The sequence below is a fragment of the Stenotrophomonas maltophilia genome, assembly GCF_004920835.1.
GTDB lineage: Bacteria > Pseudomonadota > Gammaproteobacteria > Xanthomonadales > Xanthomonadaceae > Stenotrophomonas > Stenotrophomonas maltophilia_AQ.
Genome location: NZ_QFHO01000015.1, coordinates 46,166 through 69,522, shown reverse-complemented (window position 1 = coordinate 69,522; position 23,357 = coordinate 46,166). Strand labels below are relative to the sequence as shown.

The 23,357-nt window shown below is 66.2% G+C and carries 23 protein-coding genes; 6 read left to right on the top strand and 17 right to left on the bottom strand.

Annotated features, from left to right (window positions below; genetic code table 11):
- Window positions 1-11: 11 nt before the first annotated feature.
- From DI041_RS12305 to DI041_RS12295, 3 genes are read right to left on the bottom strand one after another with little or no spacing between them, the layout of a single operon-like run.
- Window positions 12-1,361, bottom strand: a complete 1,350-nt coding sequence (locus tag DI041_RS12305; protein WP_248298471.1) for a purple acid phosphatase family protein — start codon at window positions 1,359-1,361, stop codon at window positions 12-14.
- A gap of 14 nt (window positions 1,362-1,375) precedes the next feature.
- Window positions 1,376-2,491: an NHL repeat-containing protein gene (locus DI041_RS12300; protein ID WP_046983389.1), complete on the bottom strand. Its 1,116-nt coding sequence runs from the start codon at window positions 2,489-2,491 to the stop codon at window positions 1,376-1,378.
- Window positions 2,491-5,004: a TonB-dependent receptor gene (locus tag DI041_RS12295; protein WP_430543759.1), complete on the bottom strand. Its 2,514-nt coding sequence runs from the start codon at window positions 5,002-5,004 to the stop codon at window positions 2,491-2,493. Before DI041_RS12295 ends, DI041_RS12300 begins: the two co-directional genes overlap by 1 nt.
- A 216-nt stretch (window positions 5,005-5,220) precedes the next feature.
- On the opposite strand from DI041_RS12295, the gene upp reads away from it, so the two are divergent.
- Window positions 5,221-5,853: a uracil phosphoribosyltransferase gene (upp, locus tag DI041_RS12290; RefSeq protein ID WP_004153184.1), complete on the top strand. Its 633-nt coding sequence runs from the start codon at window positions 5,221-5,223 to the stop codon at window positions 5,851-5,853.
- 143 nt (window positions 5,854-5,996) lie between these two features.
- Complete coding sequence (locus DI041_RS12285; protein WP_004153183.1) at window positions 5,997-6,290, top strand: PsiF family protein; 294 nt, start codon at window positions 5,997-5,999, stop codon at window positions 6,288-6,290.
- A gap of 117 nt (window positions 6,291-6,407) precedes the next feature.
- Here the strand turns inward: DI041_RS12285 and DI041_RS12280 are convergent, their stop codons facing one another.
- The 6 genes from DI041_RS12280 to rsmD form a co-directional block, all read right to left on the bottom strand.
- Window positions 6,408-7,295: an MBL fold metallo-hydrolase gene (locus DI041_RS12280; RefSeq protein ID WP_004153182.1), complete on the bottom strand. Its 888-nt coding sequence runs from the start codon at window positions 7,293-7,295 to the stop codon at window positions 6,408-6,410.
- Window positions 7,296-7,414: 119 nt separating this feature from the next.
- Entirely contained in the window at window positions 7,415-9,145 is a 1,731-nt protein-coding gene (gene ggt / locus DI041_RS12275) for a gamma-glutamyltransferase (RefSeq protein ID WP_136638813.1), read from the bottom strand.
- Window positions 9,142-9,423, bottom strand: a complete 282-nt coding sequence (locus DI041_RS12270; RefSeq protein ID WP_004153175.1) for a YfhL family 4Fe-4S dicluster ferredoxin — start codon at window positions 9,421-9,423, stop codon at window positions 9,142-9,144. Before DI041_RS12270 ends, ggt begins: the two co-directional genes overlap by 4 nt.
- A 132-nt stretch (window positions 9,424-9,555) precedes the next feature.
- Window positions 9,556-10,047: a hypothetical protein gene (locus tag DI041_RS12265; protein WP_005409092.1), complete on the bottom strand. Its 492-nt coding sequence runs from the start codon at window positions 10,045-10,047 to the stop codon at window positions 9,556-9,558.
- A gap of 62 nt (window positions 10,048-10,109) precedes the next feature.
- Window positions 10,110-10,619: a pantetheine-phosphate adenylyltransferase gene (gene coaD, locus DI041_RS12260; protein WP_008267036.1), complete on the bottom strand. Its 510-nt coding sequence runs from the start codon at window positions 10,617-10,619 to the stop codon at window positions 10,110-10,112.
- A gap of 26 nt (window positions 10,620-10,645) precedes the next feature.
- Window positions 10,646-11,224: a 16S rRNA (guanine(966)-N(2))-methyltransferase RsmD gene (gene rsmD / locus DI041_RS12255; RefSeq protein ID WP_046983393.1), complete on the bottom strand. Its 579-nt coding sequence runs from the start codon at window positions 11,222-11,224 to the stop codon at window positions 10,646-10,648.
- 684 nt (window positions 11,225-11,908) lie between these two features.
- Between rsmD and htpG the strand changes: the two genes are divergently transcribed.
- The gene (gene htpG / locus DI041_RS12245; RefSeq protein ID WP_136638814.1) at window positions 11,909-13,801 is read left to right on the top strand and encodes a molecular chaperone HtpG; all 1,893 of its coding nucleotides are present in this window, start codon (window positions 11,909-11,911) and stop codon (window positions 13,799-13,801) included.
- A gap of 207 nt (window positions 13,802-14,008) precedes the next feature.
- On the opposite strand, the gene DI041_RS12240 is transcribed toward htpG, so the two are convergent.
- Window positions 14,009-14,308, bottom strand: a complete 300-nt coding sequence (locus DI041_RS12240) for a hypothetical protein (protein ID WP_136638815.1) — start codon at window positions 14,306-14,308, stop codon at window positions 14,009-14,011.
- A 129-nt stretch (window positions 14,309-14,437) separates the two neighbouring features.
- On the opposite strand from DI041_RS12240, the gene ftsY reads away from it, so the two are divergent.
- The 3 genes from ftsY to DI041_RS12225 all read left to right on the top strand — a co-directional run bounded on the left by ftsY (window position 14,438) and on the right by DI041_RS12225 (window position 17,258).
- Window positions 14,438-15,775 carry a signal recognition particle-docking protein FtsY gene (ftsY, locus tag DI041_RS12235; protein WP_136638816.1) on the top strand — a complete coding sequence of 446 codons (1,338 nt, stop codon included), beginning with the start codon at window positions 14,438-14,440 and terminating at the stop codon, window positions 15,773-15,775.
- Between the two features lie 83 nt (window positions 15,776-15,858).
- Entirely contained in the window at window positions 15,859-16,983 is a 1,125-nt protein-coding gene (gene mutY, locus DI041_RS12230; RefSeq protein WP_136638817.1) for an A/G-specific adenine glycosylase, read from the top strand.
- Between the two features lie 5 nt (window positions 16,984-16,988).
- The gene (locus tag DI041_RS12225) at window positions 16,989-17,258 is read left to right on the top strand and encodes an oxidative damage protection protein (RefSeq protein WP_014036808.1); all 270 of its coding nucleotides are present in this window, start codon (window positions 16,989-16,991) and stop codon (window positions 17,256-17,258) included.
- A gap of 74 nt (window positions 17,259-17,332) precedes the next feature.
- Here DI041_RS12225 and DI041_RS12220 read toward each other — a convergent pair whose 3' ends face one another.
- From DI041_RS12220 to sdhA, 7 genes are all read right to left on the bottom strand, one after another.
- Window positions 17,333-17,782, bottom strand: a complete 450-nt coding sequence (locus tag DI041_RS12220) for a DUF6491 family protein (RefSeq protein WP_136638818.1) — start codon at window positions 17,780-17,782, stop codon at window positions 17,333-17,335.
- A 204-nt stretch (window positions 17,783-17,986) separates the two neighbouring features.
- Entirely contained in the window at window positions 17,987-18,700 is a 714-nt protein-coding gene (gene lolD / locus DI041_RS12215) for a lipoprotein-releasing ABC transporter ATP-binding protein LolD (protein ID WP_004153158.1), read from the bottom strand.
- Window positions 18,693-19,934 (bottom strand): lipoprotein-releasing ABC transporter permease subunit, encoded by a 1,242-nt coding sequence (locus DI041_RS12210; RefSeq protein ID WP_046987012.1) that lies wholly within the window; start codon window positions 19,932-19,934, stop codon window positions 18,693-18,695. The genes lolD and DI041_RS12210 overlap by 8 nt, the downstream gene beginning before the upstream one ends.
- 23 nt (window positions 19,935-19,957) lie before the next feature.
- Window positions 19,958-20,407: a hypothetical protein gene (locus DI041_RS12205; RefSeq protein WP_046987011.1), complete on the bottom strand. Its 450-nt coding sequence runs from the start codon at window positions 20,405-20,407 to the stop codon at window positions 19,958-19,960.
- Window positions 20,358-20,606 (bottom strand): FAD assembly factor SdhE, encoded by a 249-nt coding sequence (locus DI041_RS12200; RefSeq protein ID WP_005409080.1) that lies wholly within the window; start codon window positions 20,604-20,606, stop codon window positions 20,358-20,360. Before DI041_RS12200 ends, DI041_RS12205 begins: the two co-directional genes overlap by 50 nt.
- Window positions 20,607-20,704: 98 nt before the next feature.
- Window positions 20,705-21,490 (bottom strand): succinate dehydrogenase iron-sulfur subunit, encoded by a 786-nt coding sequence (locus DI041_RS12195; protein ID WP_005409079.1) that lies wholly within the window; start codon window positions 21,488-21,490, stop codon window positions 20,705-20,707.
- Between the two features lie 66 nt (window positions 21,491-21,556).
- On the bottom strand, window positions 21,557-23,347 hold the full coding sequence (gene sdhA / locus DI041_RS12190) for a succinate dehydrogenase flavoprotein subunit (RefSeq protein ID WP_004153153.1): 1,791 nt from the start codon (window positions 23,345-23,347) through the stop codon (window positions 21,557-21,559).
- Window positions 23,348-23,357 lie beyond the last annotated feature (10 nt).

The window sequence follows — 23,357 nt, the reverse complement described above, 5'->3', positions numbered from 1 at the left end:
GGCGTTTCCTCTCACTCCCAACAACGGTCTGCGCGACCTTTGGCAGTCTGCGCACGGGGGCATTCACGCGAAGTGATGCGGCCCTCGCGCTGCTCCAGCCGCTGCTTGCCGCCCTTGGCATCACGACGCAGTTCAAACGCGTCGTACAGGCGACCGGTCACCGTGCGCGCCTCGTAACGCAGTTGCTGCGGATCGATGCGCAGCACCTGGAACAGCTGGGTGTCTTCGGCCACCGGATCCATCGTTCTGCGTGCTTCGCCGGAAAGGCGGTACTGCTTGGGCCCGGCCACGGTCACCACGTACTGAGGCGTGGCGCCCTGCCCTTCACCGCGACGGCCGTAGGTGTGATCGTGGCCCTGCAGCACCAGGTCCACGTTGTGGCGGCGCACCACCGGCAACAGCACATCACGCAGCGCGGCGTTCTCGCGGCCTTCGCGCGGCGAATAGAACGGCTGGTGCAGCAGCACGATGGTCCATGGCTGCGGATTGCCGGTCAGCACCTTGTCCAGCCACTGCGCCTGCGCCTTGGCCGTGCCAAGGTCGAGTGCCGAAGTACCATCAACCACGGCCACGCGCACGCCCTGTGCATCGAACCAGTAGCTGGTCTGCTGCGCGGCGGTGGCGCCATTGCCCGGCAGCGCGAACGTCACCGGCCAATGCTTGCCCAGCACGCGGCGTTCCTGCGGGGTGTCCTCGAATTCCTCGAAGTACTCGTGGTTGCCTATCGCCGGCGCCACCAGTGTTTCCTGCGCCAGCCAGCCGACGGCAGCGAACCACTCGCCCCACTCGCTGTCATCCATGTTGTCGCCGCCGCTGACCAGGTCACCGGCGAACAGGCTCATGCGTGCCTCCGGTGCGGCCTTCTGCGCGGCACGGATCACGCGGCTGACATGGCTGACGTTCTTGTTCTGGGTATCGCCGAAGTACAGCAGCGTCAACGGCTGGTCGGCGGCGGCCAGCGTACGCAGCTGGTTCCAGGCGCTCCAGCTGCCATTGCCCTGCACGCGGTAGACGTACTGGGTATCCGGCTGCAGGCCGCTGATGTCCGCGCGATGATGATGCGACAGCCCGTTCTCGGTCTGCAGTGCGCGGGTCGTCGCACGCACCTGGCGGATCCCCTGGATGGCCGGTGAGTCACCGGCCACGGCAATCTCCAGCAGCGGCGCCTGCACGCTGCCATCAGTACGCCAGGCCACGGCAAAGCCATGGCCGGGATCGGCCGCGGGCGATGCCACGATGCGATCCGGCACCGTGGATGCTGCGTAGTAGCGGCTGCCTGCCGGCAGCTGGGTGTTCGGCTCGGCCGCCGCAGACGCCAGCGACGGCAATACCAGCAGCAGGCCAAGCACCAGCGAACGCATCACGCACTGGCCGCTCATGCGCCACACTCCAGCGGCAGCGCGAGCTGCTTGGCGATGCTCTCCCAGTCGAAGGCCACCACGCCCTGGTCGTCATGCACCGCATACAGCGCACCGTGCGGGAAGCGTGGGCTGGCCGGCTGCATCAACCAGATGCCATCGGTGTTGGCCACCGTATTGCCCTGGAACGCACCCACCGGCTTCAGCGTATGCCGGTCGAACAGATGGAACACGCTGCGCTGTTTGCCCTGTTCGGTGGTGATCCACCAGCCGTCCTTGCCACAGGTGCGCAGGGTCACGCCTTCAGCCTGCGCCTTGAACACATCGCGGCCGAAGGTGGTGCCGGTGAAACGCCCGGCCAGGGTGTAGACCTTGAACTCGCTGGCGTAGCTTTCATCCTCTTCAGCGATCAACAGGCGATCGTTCTCCGGATCGCCCCAGATCGATTCCACCACACGCAGTGCGCCAGCCTCGCTGGTATCCCCGATGTCCGCCACGCGCTTCGCTTCGACCCTGGCACCGTCGCGGGTCACGTGGTACTGGCGCACGCGTTTGTCCAGCTCGGCCAGCGGCGGCAGGATGTCACGGCCCTGCGCATCCTCGCCGTTGTCCCAGGAGTCGGTGACGTAGACGCTGTAGCCATCGGCACGGCGGTCGACCCACAACCCGTACGGCTTGCGCAGATCCTCGGCAGCGAATGTTGCCAGCGGGGTGAAGTCCGGCAGGCTCAGCACCTGCACGCGATGATTGTCGCGCTCCACGATCCACAGCAGGTCGTCGGTCACTGCAATGCCGTTTGGGCGATCGAACTGCCCTGGCCCGGTGCCGCTGCTGCCAACGTCACGCAGGTGCTGGCCGGTGCTGCCATCGTAGACCACCAGCTTGTCGGTGGCCTTGGCGGTGGCAATCAGCCACAGCTTGCCATCCGGCGCACGCCACGCCGCCGGCGAATCGATGTTGTCGGCCGGGGTCAGTGGAGTGACAAATGCCTCGGCGATGGTCGCCACCGCCCGCTGTGCCGCGGGCTTCGCTGCTGGGGCGGCCACGGCCGGATCATTGCCGGTGGCAGGCGTGCAGCCTGCCAGCAGAGCAGCCGCCAATGCCGCGGCAAGGACCGGGATGCGGCGCCCCATCACAGCGCCACCTTCAGGCCCAGCGCATAGGTACGGCCGTACTCTTCCATCTGCAGGGTGCGCGAGCGCGTCCCCTGGTACAGCTCCAGCGGCTTGTCCAGCAGGTTCTGCGCCTCGAAGTACATGCTCACACGCGGGGTGAACTTGTAGTCCAGCGAGAAATCGAGCTGGGTGTTGGGTGCAACGTAGATATCGAATGCGCGGCCCTTGCCGATGCTGTCCAGGTACTCGCTGCGGTACACCGCCGCCAGCCGCGTACTGACACCATACTTTTCATAGCCGATGTGGGCGCTGTAGACATGCTTGGAGGCGCGCGGCAGGGTGAAATCCTCCCCGGCGCGGTCCTTGATGCCGGCATCGAACCTGGTATCCAGCCAGGTACCGCTGGCGCCGACCAGCAGGCCGTCCAGGCCGGCTGGCAGGAAAGCCAGCTGCTGCTGCCAGTTGAATTCCGCACCGCGCACGGTGGCCTTGCGGCCATTGATCGGCTGGGTCACGTCGAAGCCGCCATAAGCGGGATCATTGGTCCGCACCGTTTGCACGATGTAGCCATCGATCGACTTGTGGAACAGGCCAAGTGAAACGATACCGGTGCTGCCGATGTACTTCTCCACCGACAGGTCGATGTTCTTCGACTCGTACGGATCCAGTTCCGGATTACCCAGGCGCACTTCCTCGTCGCCGCGGCTGTAGCCCACGCGTGGCGAGACATCGCCGAAGGAAGGACGCGATACGGTCTTGTTGGCCGAGGCGCGCAGTACCCAGTCATCGGCCGCGTCGTAGCGCAGGTGCAGGCCCGGCAGCACGTTGGTGTAGCTGCTGTTGGCCACGCGCGGGGTAACCGTGAAGCTGCGCCCGTTGGCGGCCACGTCCACCTGGTTGCCGGTTGCCTTGAACTGGGTGTTTTCCACGCGCACACCGCCGATGATGCGCAGTGCACCCACGTCCCAGGTGCCCATGGCATAGCTGGCGAAGATGTCTTCGCTGGCCACGTAGTCCTCTTCCAGCGATGTCATCGCGTTGCCACCGACATCCTGCGGGCGAGCGCTGTACTGGCCACCATTGGCCGCCCAGAAGGCACGCATCGCGGCCGAATCCATGCCGTCACCCAGGTTGCCGTGGCGGTGTTCCGGCGAGGAGGTTGTCCAGCTCGACAGCGCCACCTTCGGGCCGACGCGCAGCTCGCGCTCGTCCACATTCACGTCGCGGTCGCGCCAGCGGCCCAGCAGGCCGAACTTGATGCTGCTGCTGTCGCCGTCGAAGCGCACGTTGACCTGCGCGCTGTGTTCCTTGTCGTTGACCTGCTTGGGCGAGAGCACGAAGCGGTCGAACGCGTAGTTGCCATTGTCCAGCCACTGCGGGTTGTCGAAGCTGTAGCTGGGCAGGCGGCTGCGCTGGTCCAGGGTGCCATTGAAGGCCTTGCCATCAAGCTTGAAACGGGCCTCCATCTCGTCGTTCACCCGCTCTTCGGTGCGGGTGTAGCCGATCCGGTAATCGACCACGGCGTTGGTCAGCTTGTTCTCGCCACCGAGACTTGCCGCGAAGGTGTTTTCCTTCTTGGTGCGGTAGCGCATGCGCTTGTCGATGGAATCCTTCGGCATGCCATCCAGCCGATACTGGTCGGTGCCGGTCTTGACCATCTTCGCGTCGTCGAAGTTGAAGATCACGCGCTGGCGGGTCTCCGCATCGTCGAACTGGGTGTACAGCGTGCGCAGGTAGTATTTGCTGTCTTCATTCGGGCGCCAGTCGAGGTTGAGGTTGGCACCGATGCGCTTGCGCTCGATCTCGTACTTGCGATGCTGCAGGTTGATCGCGGTGACATCGCCGGGGACGGCGTTGTCCTCGCCGTCATACTCCACTTCGGTGTTGTCCGACTCGAACTTGCGCTTCTGGTAGTTCACGCCAAGCGCCACACCGAAGGTGTCGTTGAACACTTCGCTGTAGTTGAAGGCGGCCTTGGGACTGGTCTCGCCGGACAGCTGCTGGTGGCTGCCTTCGATCTTGCCACGCAGGCTGCGACCGTCGCGGTCGAAGGCCGAGGCCGACTCCACAAGCACGGCGCCGCCGATGGCATCACCCGGCATGTCCGGGGTCGGCGACTTCACTACGCGCAGGCGCTCGGTGGAATCGGATGGAATCACATCCAGCGGTGCGGCACGACTGGAATCTTCCGGCGTACCGACGGCAATGCCGTCCACGCTGACGCTGTTGAGGTTGGCGTCCAGGCCGCGGATGACCACGAAGCGCCCTTCGCCCTGGTCGCGGGTCACGCTGATGCCCGGCAGGCGCTGCAGCGATTCGGCGACATTCTTGTCCGGGTACTGGCCCAGTGCATCGGAGGACACGGCATCTTCGATCGCATCACTGCTGCGCTTCAGGTCAACGGCGCGGATCTGTGATTCGAGCTGGGCGCGCACTTCGATGCGGTCCAGATCGACCGCCTCAGCGGCCACGGCGCCGGTGGCGGCAACCGCCTGCTGCCCGGCCGCCTGCAGCGGAGCTGCGGCCCCCATCGCCAGGGTCAGGGTGATGGCAACGGCCAACGGAGTCTTGATATGCACTGGGAATCCCCATTCCTGTTAAGAATGGGTCTGCACGGTATGTCCGCAAGGTTGCATGGCCGTGACATGCGCCTGCACATTTCATGTAAGGCTGCTCCGGGCCAGGTTTGGGTTCGGCCCGCCGATCCGGCAAAATGGCGTCCTCTCTCCTTTTCCCCCTTCCCGACCATGAAGATCGTCGAAGTGCGCCACCCGCTGGTGCAGCACAAGATCGGCCTGATGCGCAACGCCGCGCTCAGCACCAAGGATTTCCGCGAACTGGCCAACGAGCTGGGCACGCTGCTGGCCTACGAGGCCACCGCCGACCTCGAGACCGAGCCGCACACCCTCCCCGGCTGGGCCGGCCCGGTCACCGTACAGCGCATTGCCGGGGCCAAGATCACCGTGGTGCCGATCCTGCGCGCCGGCCTGGGCATGCTCAGCGGCGTGCTGTCGCTGATCCCGGCCGCCCGCGTCAGCGTGGTCGGACTGCAGCGCGATGAGGAAACCCTGCAGCCGGTGCCCTACTTCGAGCGCCTGACCGGTCGCCTGGAAGAACGCGATGCGCTGATCCTGGATCCGATGCTGGCTACCGGCGGCACCCTGATCGCCACCATCGACATGCTCAAGCGTGCCGGTGCCCGCCGCATCAAGGGCATCTTCCTGGTCGCGGCGCCGGAAGGCATCGAGGCGGTCAAGGCCGTGCACCCGGACGTGGAGATCTACACCGCGGCCATCGATGCCCAGCTCAACGACAAGGGCTACATCCTGCCCGGCCTGGGCGATGCCGGTGATCGCATCTTCGGTACCCGCGTCGGCTGAATGCCAGCGGGGTCAGAGCCCTTTCGTGCCGAAAGGGTTCTGACCTAAACAGCGCGGCGCGTCGCGGCCGCGTTGCGATTCTTCACGTGCTCTTGGCGCCGGGAAGCGAATGCTCCGCGCACCCGCCACCCTTGGAGCTCTCGATGAAAGCCTCTTTCCTGCTGGCCGCCGTCCTGCTGGTCGGCCTCCCCTTGGCTGCCAATGCCACCACTCCGCAGCAGCAACGCATGGCCGACTGCTCGGCCAAGAACAAGGGGCTCAAGGGCGACGCCTACAAGACCGCGCAGAGCTCCTGCCTCAGCGGCCACGCTACCGACAGCAAGGCCGCGACCACACCGCAGGAACGCATGCGCAAGTGCAACGCCGATGCGGGCACGAAGAAGCTGGCCGGTGATGCACGCAAGACCTTCATGAGCAGCTGCCTGAAGGCGTCGTAGCGGCTGACTCCTGCTGTAGAGCCGAAGGCAGCGGCAGGAGCCGCTGCCAACGTCGCTCGCGACGACCCGCAGGGTGTCGGTCAGGACGACCGGCATAGCTCATGCTCGGCTCTACATTTACCCGAGGGCGCGCGCCTTCAGCTCGCCCTGCTCGTGCAGGGTCACGAAACGACCCTTGTCATCGCGGCCCAGCTGCGCCAGCGCCACCTGCGGGTCGTGGGTGAAGAACAGATGCACATTGCGCGCCAGCTTGTCTTCGAGGAACTGCCGTTTCTCGTCGATCAGCAACTCGGCATTGCGGTCGTAGCCCATGGTGATCGGCACGTGCACCCACGAGCGGCCCGGGATCAGATCGGCACAGAACACTACGCCGCCCTTCGGTGATTCATCGGCACGCGCGTGGCCGACAATTTCCGCCAGCATCAGCCCCGGCGTGTGGCCATCGCTGTAGCTGAAACGCACAGTGCGCCCCAACGCCTTCGAATATTCGCCGTCCACCACTTCCAGACGGCCACTGGCCTGCAGCAGGCCCGGCAGTTCCGGAATGAAGCTGGCACGGTCGCGCGGGTGCGGCTGCAGTGCACGCTGCCAGTGCTGCGCACCGACCACGTAGGTCGCGTTGGGGAACAGCAGCTCCGGCTCACGCCCTTCGCTCCAGGCCGCGAGCAGGCCCCCGGCGTGATCGAAGTGCAGGTGACTGAGCACCACCACGTCGATATCCTCGTGCTCGAAACCGGCTTCGCGCAGCGAATCGATCAGCACGTGCTGGCTTTCCTGCACGCCGTAGCGTTCGCGCATGCGTGGATCGAAGAAGGCACCAATACCGGTTTCAAACAGCACCGTCTTGCCTTCCAGAGGGCTGGCAAGCAGCGCACGGCAGGCCAGCTCGATGCGATTGAGCTCGTCCGGTGCCGCCCATTTTTCCCACAACGCGCGCGGCGCGTTACCAAACATCGCACCGCCATCAAGGCGCTGCGAGTTTCCACGAATCGACCAGAGTTTCATGCGCCAATTATCGGCGTCGGCTCGTTAAATAATCGCTAGATTCGAAACGGAAAACCCCGCCGGTTGGCGGGGTCTCCAGGCCCTCCGTACGCCGGGCATGGCCCGGCGCTGCCGGAGCATCAATGCGCCGGTACAACCTGGGCACTGCCCACCGGGTTGCGCGGGTCGCTGCCACCGAACAGTTTGTTCGCTTTGCGGTCCCATTCCACGGTCTGCAGGTTGCCCCAGACGTGGCTGGAACCGCGGCCGCCGGCGGCGACATTGCCTGGCAGGTCGATCTTGTGGCCCATCGCCTGCAGCTGCTTCACCGTGCCGGCGTCGAACGCATCGTTCTCGGCTTCGATCAGGTCCGGCAGCCACTGGTGGTGGTAGCGCGGCAGCGCGGCGACCTGCTGCGCGTCCAGGCCGGCGTCGTAGCCGAGGATGCCCAGCAGCACCATGGTGATGATGCGGCTGCCGCCCGGCGTGCCCAGTACCACCACCTTGTCGGCATTCTCCATGAAGGTCGGCGTCATCGAGCTGAGCATGCGCTTGCCCGGCTTCGGCGCATTGGCCTCATAGCCCATCACGCCGAACGCGTTGGGCGTACCCGGCTTGAGCGCGAAGTCGTCCATCTCGTTGTTCAGCAGCACGCCGGTGCCCTTCGGAATCAGGCCCGAGCCGTACAGCAGGTTGACGGTCTGGGTGGCGCCTACCCGGTTGCCGTCGCGGTCGATGATCGAGAAATGGGTGGTCTCGTCGTCCTCCAGCGGGGTCGGGTTGCCCGACAGCAGGTCGCTGGGCGTGGCCTTCTCCGGATGGATGGTGGCGCGCAGGCCCTGCGCGTAATCCTTGCTGGTCAGCACCTTCTGCGGGATCTGCACGAAGTCCGGATCGCCGAGGAAGAAGGTGCGGTCACGGTAGGCACGGCGCATCGCTTCCACCACCAGGTGGGTGCGGTGGGCCTCATCCATCGACTTCAGGTCCCAGCCTTCCAGGATCTGCAGCATCGACGCGAGCGCGATGCCGCCGGAAGACGGCGGCGACGCCGTGGTGATCTTCCAGTCGCGGTAGTTGAAGACGATCGGCTCGCGCAGCTTCACGCGGTAGCCCGACAGCTCCTCGGCGGTCCACTTGCCACCGGCCTGTTTCACGCCGGCCAGCAGCAGCTTGCCGGTCTGGCCCTTGTAGAAGCCATCGAAGCCGTCAGCGGCGAGGCGTTCCAGGGTCTGCGCCAGCTCCGGCTGCTGGAACAGGTCGCCGGTGGCGATCGGCTTGCCGTTGCGCAGGTAAACCTCGCGCGTGCCGGGGTAGCGTTCCATCACTTCACGGCGCGAGGCATAGCCCTTGGCCATGCGGTCGTACACCGGGAAGCCTTCGCGGGCGATGCGGATCGCCGGTTGCAGCGAGGCCGACAGCGGCAGCTTGCCGTGCTTGGCCGAGAGCTCGACCAGCGCCGCCGGCAGGCCGGGGATGCCAGCCGACCACGGCCCGTTGACCGAGCGGTCACGGTCGAGGTCGCCCTTCTTGTCCAGGTAGGCCTGCGGGGTCGCAGCGGCCGGCGCGGTCTCGCGCGCGTCCAGCATCACATCCTTGCCGGTGGCCGCATCATGCAGCAGGAAGAAGCCGCCGCCGCCCAGGCCCGAGCTGATCGGCTCGACCACCGCCAGCGTGGACGACACCGCCACTGCGGCGTCGAAGGCGTTGCCGCCCTGCGCCAGGATGTCGATGCCGGCCTGGGTGGCCAGTCGGTGGCCACTGGCGATGGCCGCACCATCGGGGCGCTCGGCCCGGACCGGGCTGTCGGCCCAGGCGATCGGGCTCAGCAGCAGGCCAAGCAGCAACAAGGGGCGGACGATCAGCGTCTTCATTCGGATGGGGGCTCCGCGTAGAGTTCGGGGTGATCGTGCTGCAGCTGGCGCAGCTTGGCCAGCAGCTGGTCTTCCGTTTCCACGATCTCCGGGTCCGGGTCGATGCACTCGACCGGGCAGACGACCACGCACTGTGGCTCGTCGAAATGACCCACGCATTCGGTGCAGCGCGCAGGGTCGATCACGTAGATGGTTTCACCCATCGCAATGGCCTGGTTCGGGCAGGCCGGCTCGCATACGTCGCAGTTGACGCAGAGCTCGTTGATTTTCAGCGACACGGCGATACTCCTCGCCCGCGCCCTGGGACAAAGGACCGGCCAACGCGGGCGCGCGGGCCGGTCAGGTCATCAGCAGCGCCCTTGCAGGACGCCGCCCGGGCCATGCCGGAGCATGGCCGCCATGGCTCGGTATTACTTGGCTTCGACGAAAATGTACTCGGCACCGGTCGGCTGGATGGCAGCCTGCACGCGGGCATTGTCGGCCGACTGGCCGATGAAGACGACGCGCACGCCCTTCATCGAATCCGGCGACACGTCCTTGAAGACAGCCTGGATCATGTCAGCCATCTTGCCCGAGGCCGACGAACCGAAGGCCAGCATGTTGCCCGGCTGCACGCCACGGGCCACGGCCTGGGTCGCGCTTTCGGTCTGGCGCTCGTACTTGGCCTGGAAGTCCGGATCCGATTCCGGGGAGAGGTAGTACAGGAACGGGCTGTTGGTGATGTTGCCCATGTTCTGGATCGCCACTTCCTGCAGGTACTTCTTCCAGCCTGCATCGTCGTCCTTGGCCGGAGCGACCAGGGCCTGCTTGGCCTCGTCGACCGGAGCGGCCTCTTCCTTCTTGCAGGCGGTGAAGGCCAGGGCCAACGAAGCGATCAGCATCGCGCGCATGGTGGTGTTCATGGGTTTCCTCCCGGAATGGTGCGTGGTGTTGTACGTAAAGGGGGTGCGGGTACAGCGGGGCCTTACGACTGCGCCGACTTCGCTTCGCGGACCTTGCGCAGGGCTTCCAGCACCGCGGCCGGCACGAAACCGGACACGTCGCCGCCCAGGCGCGCGATCTCGCGGACCAGCGATGACGAAATGAAGCTGTGCTGCTCGGCCGGGGTCAGGAACAGGGTCTCGACCTCCGGAATCAGGTGGCGGTTCATGCTCGCCATCTGGAATTCGTACTCGAAGTCGGACACCGCGCGCAGCCCGCGCAGCAGCACACCGCCCTGCACCGAACGTACAAAATGGGCCAGTAGCGTATCGAAGCCGATGACCTCGACGTTGCTATGGTGGCCCAGGGCGCCACGCGCCAGCTGCACGCGCTGTTCCAGCGGCAGGGCCGGCCCCTTCGAGGGGCTCTGCGCCACGCCCACCACGACCTTTTCAAACAGCGGCGCGGCCCGGCTCACCAGGTCGATATGACCATTGGTGATGGGGTCGAACGTGCCGGGATAGACGGCGATGCGGCGGTTGGCCACGGTCATGGGCGGTAGCAGATGTTCAGATGAGGTCAAAGTGTAGCAGTGGCGCGGCGGTACAGGGCAAAGCGCACCTCGCGGGTACTGCCCTCGCGGTGCAGCAGCCATTCCGGCGGCAGCGCCGGCATGTGGCCGGCCGGCGACTCCAGGTACAGCCAGGCATCGGTGGTCAGGTGCCGGGGCAGCTGGGCCAGTACGTCCTGCCACAGGCCATCGGCGAATGGCGGGTCGATGAAGACCAGGTCGGCCTGCTGTGCCGGCGCGGCCTGCAGCCAGCGCAGCGCATCGGCCTGGGCGACCGTGACGCTGTCGCCTGCCTGCAGTTTGGCCACGGCAGCGGACAGATTGCGCGCCAGTTGCGCATCGCGCTCGACCAGGGTGGCGTGCGCGGCACCGCGCGAGACGGCTTCCAGCCCCAGCGCGCCGCTGCCGGCGAACAGGTCCAGCACGCGTGCCCCGCCCAGCTTGGGCATCAGCCAGTTGAACAGGGTCTCACGCACGCGGTCGCTGCTGGGCCGCAGGCCCGGCAGGGTCGGCACCGGCAGGCGGGTATTGCGCCAGCGACCGCCGATGATGCGGACCTGGCCGTCATTGCCGCCACGGCCGCTCACTGGCGCCCCCGGCGGGAGGTATTCGAGAATTTCAGCATGGAGGGGATTGTAGTCGTCCGGGCGGCGCCTGGAACCCGCAGAGGCCGAAGCAACGGCCGAAGCAACAGCCAGAGCAACGACAAAAGCTGGTTTCCTGTGGGTAGGCGGGGTGGGTCAGGCTGTGGGGGAAGCCGTAAACCCGTCCATGGGGGCTTGGCCGCGGCATCCATGCCGCGGACACCCCCACAACCTGACCCACCCCGCCTTCGACAGTTTTCTGCGATCTGTCGGAACATCTCTTGGGGTCAGATCCGTTTTCCTGCGGAAAACGGATCTGACCCCATTTGATGTATCGATATCTGACAGATGTGTCGACCAAGGTCGACACCTACTAACAGCCGCGTGAACCTGTCAGAGGCGGGGCACTGTGGGTTCGCGGGGTGTGAGCCGCATGGATGCGGCGACCAAGGCTACATGGACGTACTTGCGCCGTCCCCGCGAACCCACAGTGCCCCGCCATCCCACGGAATGCCGCTCTGGCTCTGGCTCTGGCTCTGGCTTTGGCAGTTGCAGTTGCAGTTGCAGTTGCACTGAGCGGGTGCCGGGCGCAGCCCGGCCGACCAACCCCTTGATTTCGGGACAATCAGCCATACCCCTTGGCGAGGCCGCACGCGCTGGCGCGGCATTGCACACGGAGCCTTATCGATGACCGAGACCACCCAGACCGAAACCCTTGGCTTCCAGACCGAAGTCAAGCAGCTGCTGCAGCTGATGATCCACTCGCTGTACTCCAACAAGGAGATCTTCCTGCGAGAGCTGGTCTCCAACGCCGCCGACGCCGCCGACAAGCTGCGCTTCGAGGCCCTGACCCAGCCCGCCCTGCTGGAAGGCGACAGCGAACTGCGCGTGCGCGTCAGCTTCGACCCCGCCGCCCACACCATCACCATCGAAGACAACGGCATCGGCATGAGCCGCGCCGAAGCCATTGCCCACCTCGGCACCATCGCCAAGTCCGGCACCGGCGATTTCCTGCGCCAGCTGTCCGGCGACCAGAAGAAGGATTCGCAGCTGATCGGCCAGTTCGGCGTCGGCTTCTACAGCGCCTTCATTGTCGCCGACGAAGTCGAAGTGACCTCGCGCCGCGCCGGCCTGGCTGCAGGCGAAGGTGTGCGCTGGACCTCCCGCGGTGAAGGCGATTTCGACGTTGCCACCGTCGACAAGGCCGAGCGCGGCACCCGCATCGTGCTGCACCTGAAGGACGGCGAGCACGATTTCGCAGACGGTTGGCGCCTGCGCAGCATCCTCAAGAAGTACTCGGACCATATCGGCCTGCCAATCCAGATGCCGAAGGAAGACAGCGAAGAAGGCGCGGCCGTCGAGTGGGAGACCGTCAACCGCGCCAGCGCGCTGTGGACCCGTCCGCGTACTGAAATCAGCGACGCCGAGTACACCGAGTTCTACAAGCACGTGGCGCACGACCACAGCGACCCGCTGGCGTGGAGCCACAACAAGGTCGAAGGCAAGCTCGAGTACACCTCGCTGCTGTACGTGCCGGGCCGCGCGCCGTTCGACCTGTATCACCGCGATGCACCCAAGGGCCTGAAGCTGTATGTGCAGCGCGTGTTCGTGATGGACCAGGCCGAGCAGTTCCTGCCGCTGTACCTGCGCTTCATCAAGGGCGTGGTTGATTCCAATGATCTGTCGCTGAACGTTTCGCGCGAGATCCTGCAGTCCGGCCCGGTCATCGATTCGATGAAGGCCGCGCTGACCAAGCGCTCGCTGGACATGCTGGACAAGCTGGCCGCCGACAAGCCGGAGCAGTACGCCACGTTCTGGAAGGAATTCGGCCAGGTGCTGAAGGAAGGCCCGGCCGAGGACTACAACAACCGCGAGAAGGTGGCCGGCCTGCTGCGCTTCGCCTCCACCCGTGGCGACGGCGATGCGCAGAGCGTGTCGCTGGCCGATTATATTGGCCGAATGGCCGAAGGCCAGGACAAGATCTATTACCTGACCGGCGAGAGCTATAGCCAGGTGCGCAACAGCCCGCACCTGGAAGTGTTCCGCAAGAAGGGCGTGGAAGTGCTGCTGCTGACCGACCGCATCGACGAGTGGCTGATGGGCTACCTGACCGATTTCGACGGCAAGGGCTTCGTCGACATCGCGCGTGGTGACCTCGACCTGGGTGCGCTGGAAAGCGAAGCCGACAAGCAGGAGCAGGAAGCGGCAGCAAAGGACAAGCAGGGCCTCGTCGAGCGCCTGAAGACGGTGCTGGGCGATGACGTGGCCGAAGTGCGCGTCTCGCACCGCCTGACCGATTCGCCGGCGGTGCTGGCCATCGGCGAACAGGACCTGGGCCTGCAGATGCGCCAGATCCTGGAAGCCAGCGGGCAGAAGGTGCCGGACAGCAAGCCGGTACTGGAGATCAATCCAGGTCATCCGCTGATCGCCAAGCTGGATGCGGAAGCCGATGGCGCACGCTTCGACGACCTGGGCCGGGTGCTGTTCGACCAGGCTGCGCTGGCCGCCGGCGACAGCCTGAAGGACCCGGGCGCCTACGTGGCACGCCTGAACAAGCTGCTGCTGGAGTTGTCGGCCTGATCGAGGCGGTGGTCGCCGGGCATGGCCCGGCGCTGCTCTGGTAGATGCCAACCTTGGTTGACGCTCGAAAAGCGTGCCAACCAAGGTTGGCACCTACCGGGGCGAGTCGAGCGTGCCAACCAAGGTTGGCACCTACCGGGGCGGGTCGAGCGTGCCAACCAAGGTTGGCACCTACCAAGGGCGGCGGTTGGCGCCGACCGAGGGGGTTCAGGCTTCGCGATCCAGCAGCGAGCCCAGCATCTGGTCCTGGCGGCGGATCACCGTGGCATTGGCGGCGAAGGCCACCACTTCGGCTTTCGCTGCCAGCAGATCTCCCAGCGGTGCGGCGGCATCGACGCCGGCAGGGGTCACCGAGGCCTGCACCCCGCCCTGCTCCACCGCACTACGCTTCAGCTGCAGGCGCTGGGCATCGGGAGTCGCCAGGTTGGCCACGTTGTGCGCGGCCACCTGCACGCCCTGCTGGGCCACGCGCATTCCGCTGAGGGCGATTCCCATCACATTGTTCATGGCGGCCTCCGGGCCGCCCTGCGCAGCCCTCCGGACCGGTTAACGGCCGATGGGCCGCGACCTTGAGTCCACATCGGCCCGACAGGCCCGAGTGGTAGCATATCCCTCTGATTTCAGCGCCTTTTGCCAATGCTCAGTTTTTTCCGCCGCAAGAAGCCCCAGGACGCCCCCGCAACGGAGGCACCCAAGACCCAGCACTACTCGGCTGAAGAGCTGGCCGCGGCGTTCCCGTCGACCGCGCCCGTCGAGGACAAGGAACCGGCGCCGGCAGCTGCGCCAGTTGCACCTGCCCCCGTCGAGCCGCCCCCGGCAGCGGTTGCACCGGCAACCGTCGAGCCCTCCCCGGTGGCTCCAGCGCCGGTGGTCCCGGCAGTCCCGGCTCCCACCGCTCCGAGCCCGACTGCGCAGATCGACGTCGCCCCTGTTGCGACCCCGGCCATCGAGCCGGTGCCTGCGCCGCTGCCGGAGCCCACGCCTGCGCCGACCCCGGCACCGATCGCCGACGATCTGCCTGCCGCAGCCTCTGTCGACGCCGTGCCGGCCACGGCCGGCAAGCCCGGCTGGCGCGAACGCCTGCGCAACAGTGTCATCGCGCGCAGCTTCGGCGGCCTGTTCTCGCGCAATCCCAAGCTCGACGACGACCTGCTGGACGAGCTGGAAACCGCACTGATCACTGCCGACGTCGGCGTCGGCGCCACCACCGATCTGGTGGAGGGCCTGCGCAAGCGCATGAAGGCGCGTGAATTCGTCGATGCCAACGCTTTGCTGGCCGCGCTGCGTGCCGAACTGATCGCGATCCTGCAGCCGGTGGCCAAGCCGCTGGTGATCGACCGCACTGCCAAGCCCTTCGTGGTGCTGACCGTCGGCGTCAACGGCGTCGGCAAGACCACCACCATTGGCAAGCTGGCCAAGCGCTTCAAGGACGAAGGCCACAGCCTGATGCTTGCTGCCGGTGACACCTTCCGCGCGGCTGCAGTGGCCCAGCTGCAGGCCTGGGGCGAGCGCAACGGCGTGGCCGTGGTCGCGCAGGGTCAGAACGCCGACGCCGCTTCGGTGGCATTCGACGCGCTGCAGGCCGGCAAGGCCCGCGGCACTTCGGTGCTGATCGCCGACACCGCCGGCCGCCTGCATACCCAGTCCGGCCTGATGAATGAGCTGGGCAAGATCCGCCGCGTGCTCGGCAAGATTGATCCCACTGCACCGCACGAAGTGCTGATGGTGATCGACGGTACCACCGGCCAGAACGCGCTGTCGCAGCTGCGCCAGTTCAACGCCGCCGTGAACGTTACCGGCCTGGTGGTGACCAAGCTGGACGGCACCGCCAAGGGCGGTGTGGTGTTCGCGCTGGCCCGCGAGTTCGGCATTCCGATCCGTTTTGCCGGCATCGGCGAGCGCCCGGAAGACCTGCGCGTGTTCGATCCGGAAGCCTTCGTCGACGCCCTGCTGCCTGAGGCGCTGGGCGCCTGATACACCGTGCAGCCACGCATCGCGTGGCTCTACTGAAACCGGTAGAGCCACCCCATGCGTGGCTGCCCACCTCCGGAACGCCGATGCCACGCCAGCCGCACGCCAGCGCCGAGATGGTCAAAAGAGACAGCTTCGTTGCCCGCCTGCTGCACTGGTTCGACGACCACGGCCGCCACGACCTTCCCTGGCAGCACCCGCGCAGCCCCTATCGGGTCTGGCTGTCGGAAATCATGCTGCAGCAGACCCAGGTGACCACGGTCATCCCGTACTTCCACCGGTTCCTGCAACACTTCCCGACCCTGCCTGACCTCGCCGCGGCCAGCAACGATGCGGTCATGGCGCAGTGGGCTGGGCTGGGTTACTACGCCCGCGCGCGCAACCTGCATGCCGCGGCCAAGCGCTGCGTGGAACTACACGACGGTGATCTGCCGCGTGATTTCGACGCGCTGCACGCGCTGCCCGGCATAGGCCGCAGTACCGCCGGCGCGATCCTCAGCCAGGCCTGGAACGATCCGTTCGCGATCCTCGACGGCAACGTCAAGCGCGTGCTCTGCCGCTACCACGGCATCGACGGCTTCCCGGGCCTGCCTGCGATCGAGAAGCAGCTGTGGGCCATTGCCGAGGCGCATGTGGCACAGGTGCCGGATGGGCGCATGGCCGACTACACACAGGCGCAGATGGACCTGGGTGCAACGGTCTGCAGCCGCGCCAAGCCGGCCTGCGTGATCTGCCCGCTGCAGGATGACTGCGTGGCACGCCGCGAAGGCCGCACCGCTGAACTACCCACGCCCAAGCCCAGCAAGACCCTGCCCGAGCGCGAGGCCGTTGCGCTGCTGCTGCGCGACGCCCAGCAGCGCGTGCTGCTGCAGAAGCGGCCGGATACCGGCATCTGGGCGCAGCTGTGGACGCTGCCACAGGCCGAAGCCGGCAGCGTGCTGCAGGACTGGTTCGACCTGCACGTCGACGGCTCGCTGGAAGAGGCCGAAGAGCTGCCAGTGCTGCAGCACACCTTCAGTCACTACAAGCTGCATCTGCAGGTACTGTCGCGGCAGGTGCACGGCCTGCGCGTGGAAGAACCGACGCTGCGCTGGGTGGCCGCCGACGAGCTGCCCGCGCTGGGCCTGCCGGCACCGATCCGCAAACTACTCGACGGTGCCACGACCAAGGCACCGAAACGAAAATCCACGAAACCCCGCAACCACGAGTGAGTGCCATGCCCCGAACCGTCTTCTGCCAGTACGAACAACGCGATGCCGAGGGCCTGGACTTCGTGCCCTACCCCGGTGAGCTGGGCCAGCGCATCTTCAACAACATCGGCAAGCAGGCCTGGGCCGCATGGCTGGCGCACCAGACCATGCTGATCAACGAAAACCGCCTGTCGCCGCGGACGCCGGAGCATCGCGCTTTCCTCGAAGGCGAACTGGTCAAGTTCCTGTTCGAGAAAGACGCGGAAAAGCCGGCAGGCTTCACCCCGGAAGCCTGACACACAGGTAGTGCCGGCCGCTGGCCGGCAACCTGGCATCTTCGCGATGCCGGCCAGCGGCCGGCACTACCACGCTATTTCGTGCTTTCCTCGCGCTCCTGCACCTGCGCCTGGCGCAGCTCCTGCTCGGAGGCACGCAGCGCCTTTACGTCCAGCTTGCGGATGCTGTCGATGAAGCACGGCATGCGCGGGCCGCCGGTAGGGTCGCGCACCAGCACTTTGTCGAAACGCGCCGAAACACGGTTCATCTGGCTGGTCAGGCCGATGGCGGTGGCATACGGCAGGTCCTGGCAGGGACCTCTCAGTTCCAGCAGGTAGGCTTCGCTGGGACGCGTCCACACCGCCAGCGCGCTGTCACCCAGTTCGGTCCAGCCATTGAGGCTGCCGAAGAACTGCATGTCGTTCTGCGGCGCGCCGGCATGGGCACGGTACAGGTCGAGCTTTTCGGCAGTGCTGAGCCGGCCGGTGGTCGCGCAGGCGGCCAGCGCCAGGCAGAGGCCGGCCAGCAGAAGCGGGGTCTTCATGGCGATCTCCTCGGGGAACTGTCGCCATCATGCGCCTGCGCAGACAACGCCGGCGCGAAAGCCAGTACCCCATTCAGCAGCCGGTCGGCGGTCGACCAAAGCAGGCCCAAGGCTCCGGATTCTGGCAGTCGCCAACCTTGGTTGGCGCTTGCCCTGCAGGAGCAGCCGACCAAGGTCGGCTTCTACCAAAGCGGGCCCAACGCCTCAGACGTCGGCGTGGGCCAGCGCGTGCAGGCGCCCTTCGCGCAGCTCCAGCACCCGGTCCAGGCGGCGCGCCAGGCTGCGGTCGTGGGTCACCAGCACCAGGCTGGTATGCCGCGCCCGGTTGAGCTCCAGCATCAGCTCGAACACGGTGGCGGCGGTACGGTCATCGAGATTGCCAGTCGGCTCGTCGCCGAGCACGCAGGCCGGGTGGTTGACCAGCGCTCGCGCCACCGCCGCGCGCTGGCGCTCACCGCCGGACAGTTCGCCCGGCTTGTGGTCCAGACGATGGCCAAGGCCGACCGCCTCCAGCAGGGTCGTTGCACGGCTGCTCGCTTCGGCCACCGCGGTGCCGGCCAGCAGCACCGGCATCATCACGTTTTCCAACGCGGTGAATTCCGGCAGCAGGTGGTGGAACTGGTAGACGAAGCCCAGTGCCTGGTTGCGCAGCAGGCCACGCGCGGTATCAGACAGCGCCGACATGCGCTGGCCGGTCACGTACACCTCACCGGCGGTCGGAGTATCCAGCCCGCCAAGCAGGTGCAGCAGCGTGCTCTTGCCGGCGCCGGAGGCACCGATGATCGCCACCGTCTCGCCAGCGGTCACGGTCAGGCCCAGGCCATCGAACACCGGGGTCTGCATGCGTCCCTCGGCATAGGTTTTGCCCAATGCCTCGGCGCGGATCACTTCATCGCCGCGGTTGAAGACCTTATTCATAACGCAGGGCCTCCGCCGGCTGGGTGCGTGCTGCCCGCCAGGCGGGATACAGGGTGGCCAGGAAGCTCATCAGCAGCGCGACCACGGTGATCGCCACCACGTCGCCGGTCTGCATGTCGGTCGGCAGGCCGGTGATGTAGTAGACATCCTCCGGCATCAGCTTGACGTTGAACACGCTCTCGATGGCGCCGAGGATGCGTTCCAGATTGAGGGTCAGGGTGATGCCGCCGATCAGGCCGGCCAGGGTGCCGAAGATGCCGATCAGCGAACCCTGAACCATGAACACCTGCATCACCCCGCCCGGGGTCAGGCCGAGCGTGCGCAGGATGGCGATGTCGGCCTGCTTGTCGGTGACCAGCATCACCTGCGAGGACACCAGGTTGAACGCGCCCATGGCGATGATCAACGACAGCAGGATGCCCATCACCACCTTCTCCATGCGCAGCGAGTGGTAGAGGTTGGCGTTCTGCTGGGTCCAGTCGCTCACGCGGTAGGCGCCGCCAAGGTTCTGTGCCAGGTCCACGCCCACTTCCAGCGAGCGGTCCATGTCGTGCAGTTTCAGCCGCACGCCGGTAGCACCATCGGAACGCAGCACGCGCTCCAGGTCCTTCATGTTGGCGAAGCCGACGCCGCGGTCGACCTCGTTGTAGCCGGCCTCGAAAATGCCGCTCACGGTAAAGCGTTTCATCCGTGGCACAGCACCGGCAGGCGTGCCCTGCACTTCGGCGAAGGTCACCAGTACCTGGTCGCCGACGTCCACGCCCAGCCAGATCGCCAGTTCCTTGCCCAGCAGCAGGTTGAAGCTACCTGGCTTGAGGCTGTCGTAGCTGCCCTTGGTGACCTTCTTGTCGATCACCGACACCTTCGGCTCCAGCGCCGGGTCGATGCCCTGGATGATCGCGCCCTGCACGCGCGGGCCGCTGATCATCGACTGGATCTCGATGTAAGGCGCGGCACCGGCCACGCGCGGGTCCTTGCGGGCCACGTCGACCACACGCATCCAGTCCGGCATCGGCTCGCCGTCGCGGCTGATGGTGGTGTGCGCGGTCATCTGCAGCAGGCGGCTGCGGATTTCCTTCTGGAAACCGCTCATCACCGCCAGGGTGGTGATCAGCACGGTGACGCCGAGCGCAATGCCCAGGATCGATGCCATCGAGATGAAGGAGATGAAGCCGTTGCGGCGCTTGGCGCGCAGGTAGCGCAGGCCGATCGCCACGGGAATGGGTTTGAACATGCAGGCACGCCAGTCAATTCAGCTTATGGTGCCATCGTACGGGGCCTACGGGAAACGGCACGTGCGGCCACGGCCAGTCGCAGTTCACGTCGCTGCCCGGGATCGAGCACATCGGGCCAGAACAACAGGCGCCGGCGGCGCCGATCCTCACGCCACAGCAACAGCAGCCAAGGCCCACGCACGACCAGCCGTGGTGCATCGACGCCCTGCCCTGCCACCTGCAGCGGGTCGGGCGGTACTGGCAGAAGCACCTGCACGCGTGGCCTGCGCTGGCGCCAGGCCAGCTCCGCCAGCCCCATCAGCCAAGCCAGCAGCACGGCCGGCATCAGCAGGCGCGGCGGCAACTCCGTCGCGCGCAGGAGCCAGGGCGCGGCCAGCAGCACCGCCAACTGGGCAGCGGCCTGCAGCCGCGATGGCCGCCACTCAAGGCTTGAGGGCGAGGATCTTCTGCATGAGGGGGATCGCGTGCGCATGCGGGCAGGCCTCATATCCCATGAACCAGCGCCACAACTTATCGTCCTCGCAGTCGAGCAGGAACAGGAAAACCTCGCGCTCTTCGGTCGGCGCAGTGCTCCACTCGTGGTCCAGGTAACGGCCGAACAGCTGGTCCAGCTCACGCATGCCGCGGCGGCAGCGCCAGCGCAGCTTCTTCAGCAGAACATCTTCTTCCATCGTGTTTCTCCAGATACAGCAAAGCCACGCATGGCGTGGCTCTACTGGGGTGGCACAGCCACGCGTGGCGTGGCTCTACCGGGTACGGCCAGGCCCGATCAGGCGCGGCGTTCCATCATCAGCTTCTTGATCTCGGCGATCGCCAGCGCCGGGTTCAGGCCCTTCGGACAGGTGCGGGCGCAGTTCATGATGGTGTGGCAGCGGTACAGCTTGAACGGATCTTCCAGATCGTCCAGGCGGGCACCGGTGTCCTCATCGCGCGAGTCGATGATCCAGCGGTAGGCCTGCAGCAGGATCGCCGGGCCCAGGTAACGCTCGCCGTTCCACCAGTAACTCGGGCAGCTGGTCGAGCAGCAGGCGCACAGGATGCATTCGTACAGACCATCGAGCTTCTTGCGGTCTTCCGGCGACTGCAGGCGCTCACGGTCCGGCGGTGCCGGGGTCTGGGTGCGGATCCACGGCTTGATCGACGCGTACTGCGCGTAGAAGTGGGTCAGGTCCGGAACCAGATCCTTGACCACGTTCATGTGCGGCAGCGGGTAGATCGGCACTTCCTTCTTGCCGCAGTCCGAGATGGCTCGGGTGCAGGCCAGGGTGTTGGTGCCGTCGATGTTCATCGCGCACGAACCACAGATACCTTCGCGGCAGGAGCGGCGGAAGGTCAGGGTCGGGTCGATCTCGTTCTTGATCTTGATCAGGGCGTCCAGGACCATCGGGCCACAGGCGTCCAGATCGACTTCATAGGTATCGGTGCGCGGGTTGCTGTCGTCGTCCGGACTCCAGCGGTAGATCTTGAAGGTGCGCACGTTCTTGCCGCCGTTCTTGACGGGGAAGTGCTTGCCCTTCGTGATCTTGGAATTCTTGGGGAGTGAAAACTCGGCCATGGCTGCTCTCGTTGGCTCAGGCGGCCCGCGCCCTTGGGCGCGGATTGCATGGTAGGCGGGGTCGGATCAGTACACGCGCGGCTTCGGCGGCACTACGGACACGTCGTCGGTCAACGTGTACATGTGCACCGGACGGTAGTCGAAGCTGCACTTGCCCTTCTCGTCGACGCTGACCAGGGTGTGCTTCTGCCAGTTGACGTCGTCGCGGTCCGGGAAGTCCTCGTGCGCATGCGCGCCGCGGCTTTCCTTGCGCTGTTCGGCCGAGTTGATCGTCGCCACCGCGTTGAGCAGCAGGTTGTTCAGCTCGTAGGTCTCGATCAGGTCCGAGTTCCATACCAGCGAACGGTCGGAGACCTTCACGTCCTGGAACGAGTCGAAGATCTTGTCCATCTTCTCGCAGCCTTCCTTCAGCGTCTGGCTGGTGCGGAAGACGGCCGCGTCGGCCTGCATGGTGCGCTGCATGCGATCGCGGATGACCGAGGTCGGGGTATCGCCGTTGGCGTGGCGCAGCTTGTCCAGCAGGCCCAGTGCCTTGTCGCAGGCATCAGACGCCAGCGGCTTGTGCGACGCGCCCGGCTTGATGGTCTCGGCGCAGCGGTTGGCCACCGCACGACCGAACACCACCAGATCCAGCAGCGAGTTCGAGCCCAGGCGGTTGGCACCATGCACCGACACGCAGGCGGCTTCGCCGATCGCGTACAGGCCAGGGATCACCGCATCGGGGTTGTCGCCATCCTTGCGCACCACTTCGCCGTGGTAGTTGGTCGGAATACCGCCCATGTTGTAGTGCACGGTCGGGATCACCGGGATCGGCTGCTTGTGCACGTCGACGCCGGCGAAGATGCGGGCGCTCTCGGCGATGCCCGGCAGCTTCTCGTCGATCACGCCCGGGCCGAGGTGGGTCAGGTCGAGCAGGATGTGGTCCTTGTGCTCGCCAACGCCGCGGCCTTCGCGGATCTCGATGGTCATCGAACGACTGACCACGTCGCGCGAGGCCAGATCCTTGTAGTGCGGTGCGTAACGCTCCATGAAGCGCTCGCCACTGCTGTTGCGCAGGATGCCACCTTCACCGCGGACACCCTCGGTGATCAGGCAGCCGGCGCCATAGATGCCGGTCGGGTGGAACTGCACGAACTCCATGTCCTGCATGGCGATGCCGGCACGCATGGCCAGGCCGCCACCGTCGCCGGTGCAGGTGTGCGCCGAGGTGGCGCTGAAGTAGGCACGGCCGTAACCGCCGGTGGCCAGCACCACGCCCTGGGCGCGGAACAGGTGCAGGGTGCCGTCGGACATGTCCAGGGCCAGCACGCCGCGGCAGGCACCTTCGTCATCGAAGATCAGGTCGAGCGCGAAGTACTCGATCATGAAGCGCGCGTCGTGCTTCAGCGACTGCTGGTACAGGGTGTGCAGCATCGCGTGGCCGGTACGGTCGGCCGCCGCGCAGGTACGCTGCGCCGCCGGGCCTTCGCCGTACTTGGTGGTCATGCCACCGAACGGACGCTGGTAGATCTTGCCCTCGGCGGTACGCGAGAACGGCACGCCGTAGTGTTCGAGCTCGATGATGGCCGGGATGGCCTCACGGCACATGTACTCGATGGCGTCCTGGTCGCCCAGCCAGTCCGAGCCCTTGATGGTGTCGAAGAAGTGGTAACGCCAGTCGTCCTCGCCCATGTTGGCGAGTGCGGCCGAGATACCGCCCTGGGCGGCAACGGTGTGCGAGCGGGTCGGGAAGACCTTGGTCAGGCACACGGTCTGCAGGCCCTTGGCGGCCAGGCCGAACGTGGCGCGCAGGCCGGCGCCGCCGGCGCCCACCACGACCATGTCGTACTTGTGTTCGGTGATCTTGTAAGCGGACATCTAATCTGGA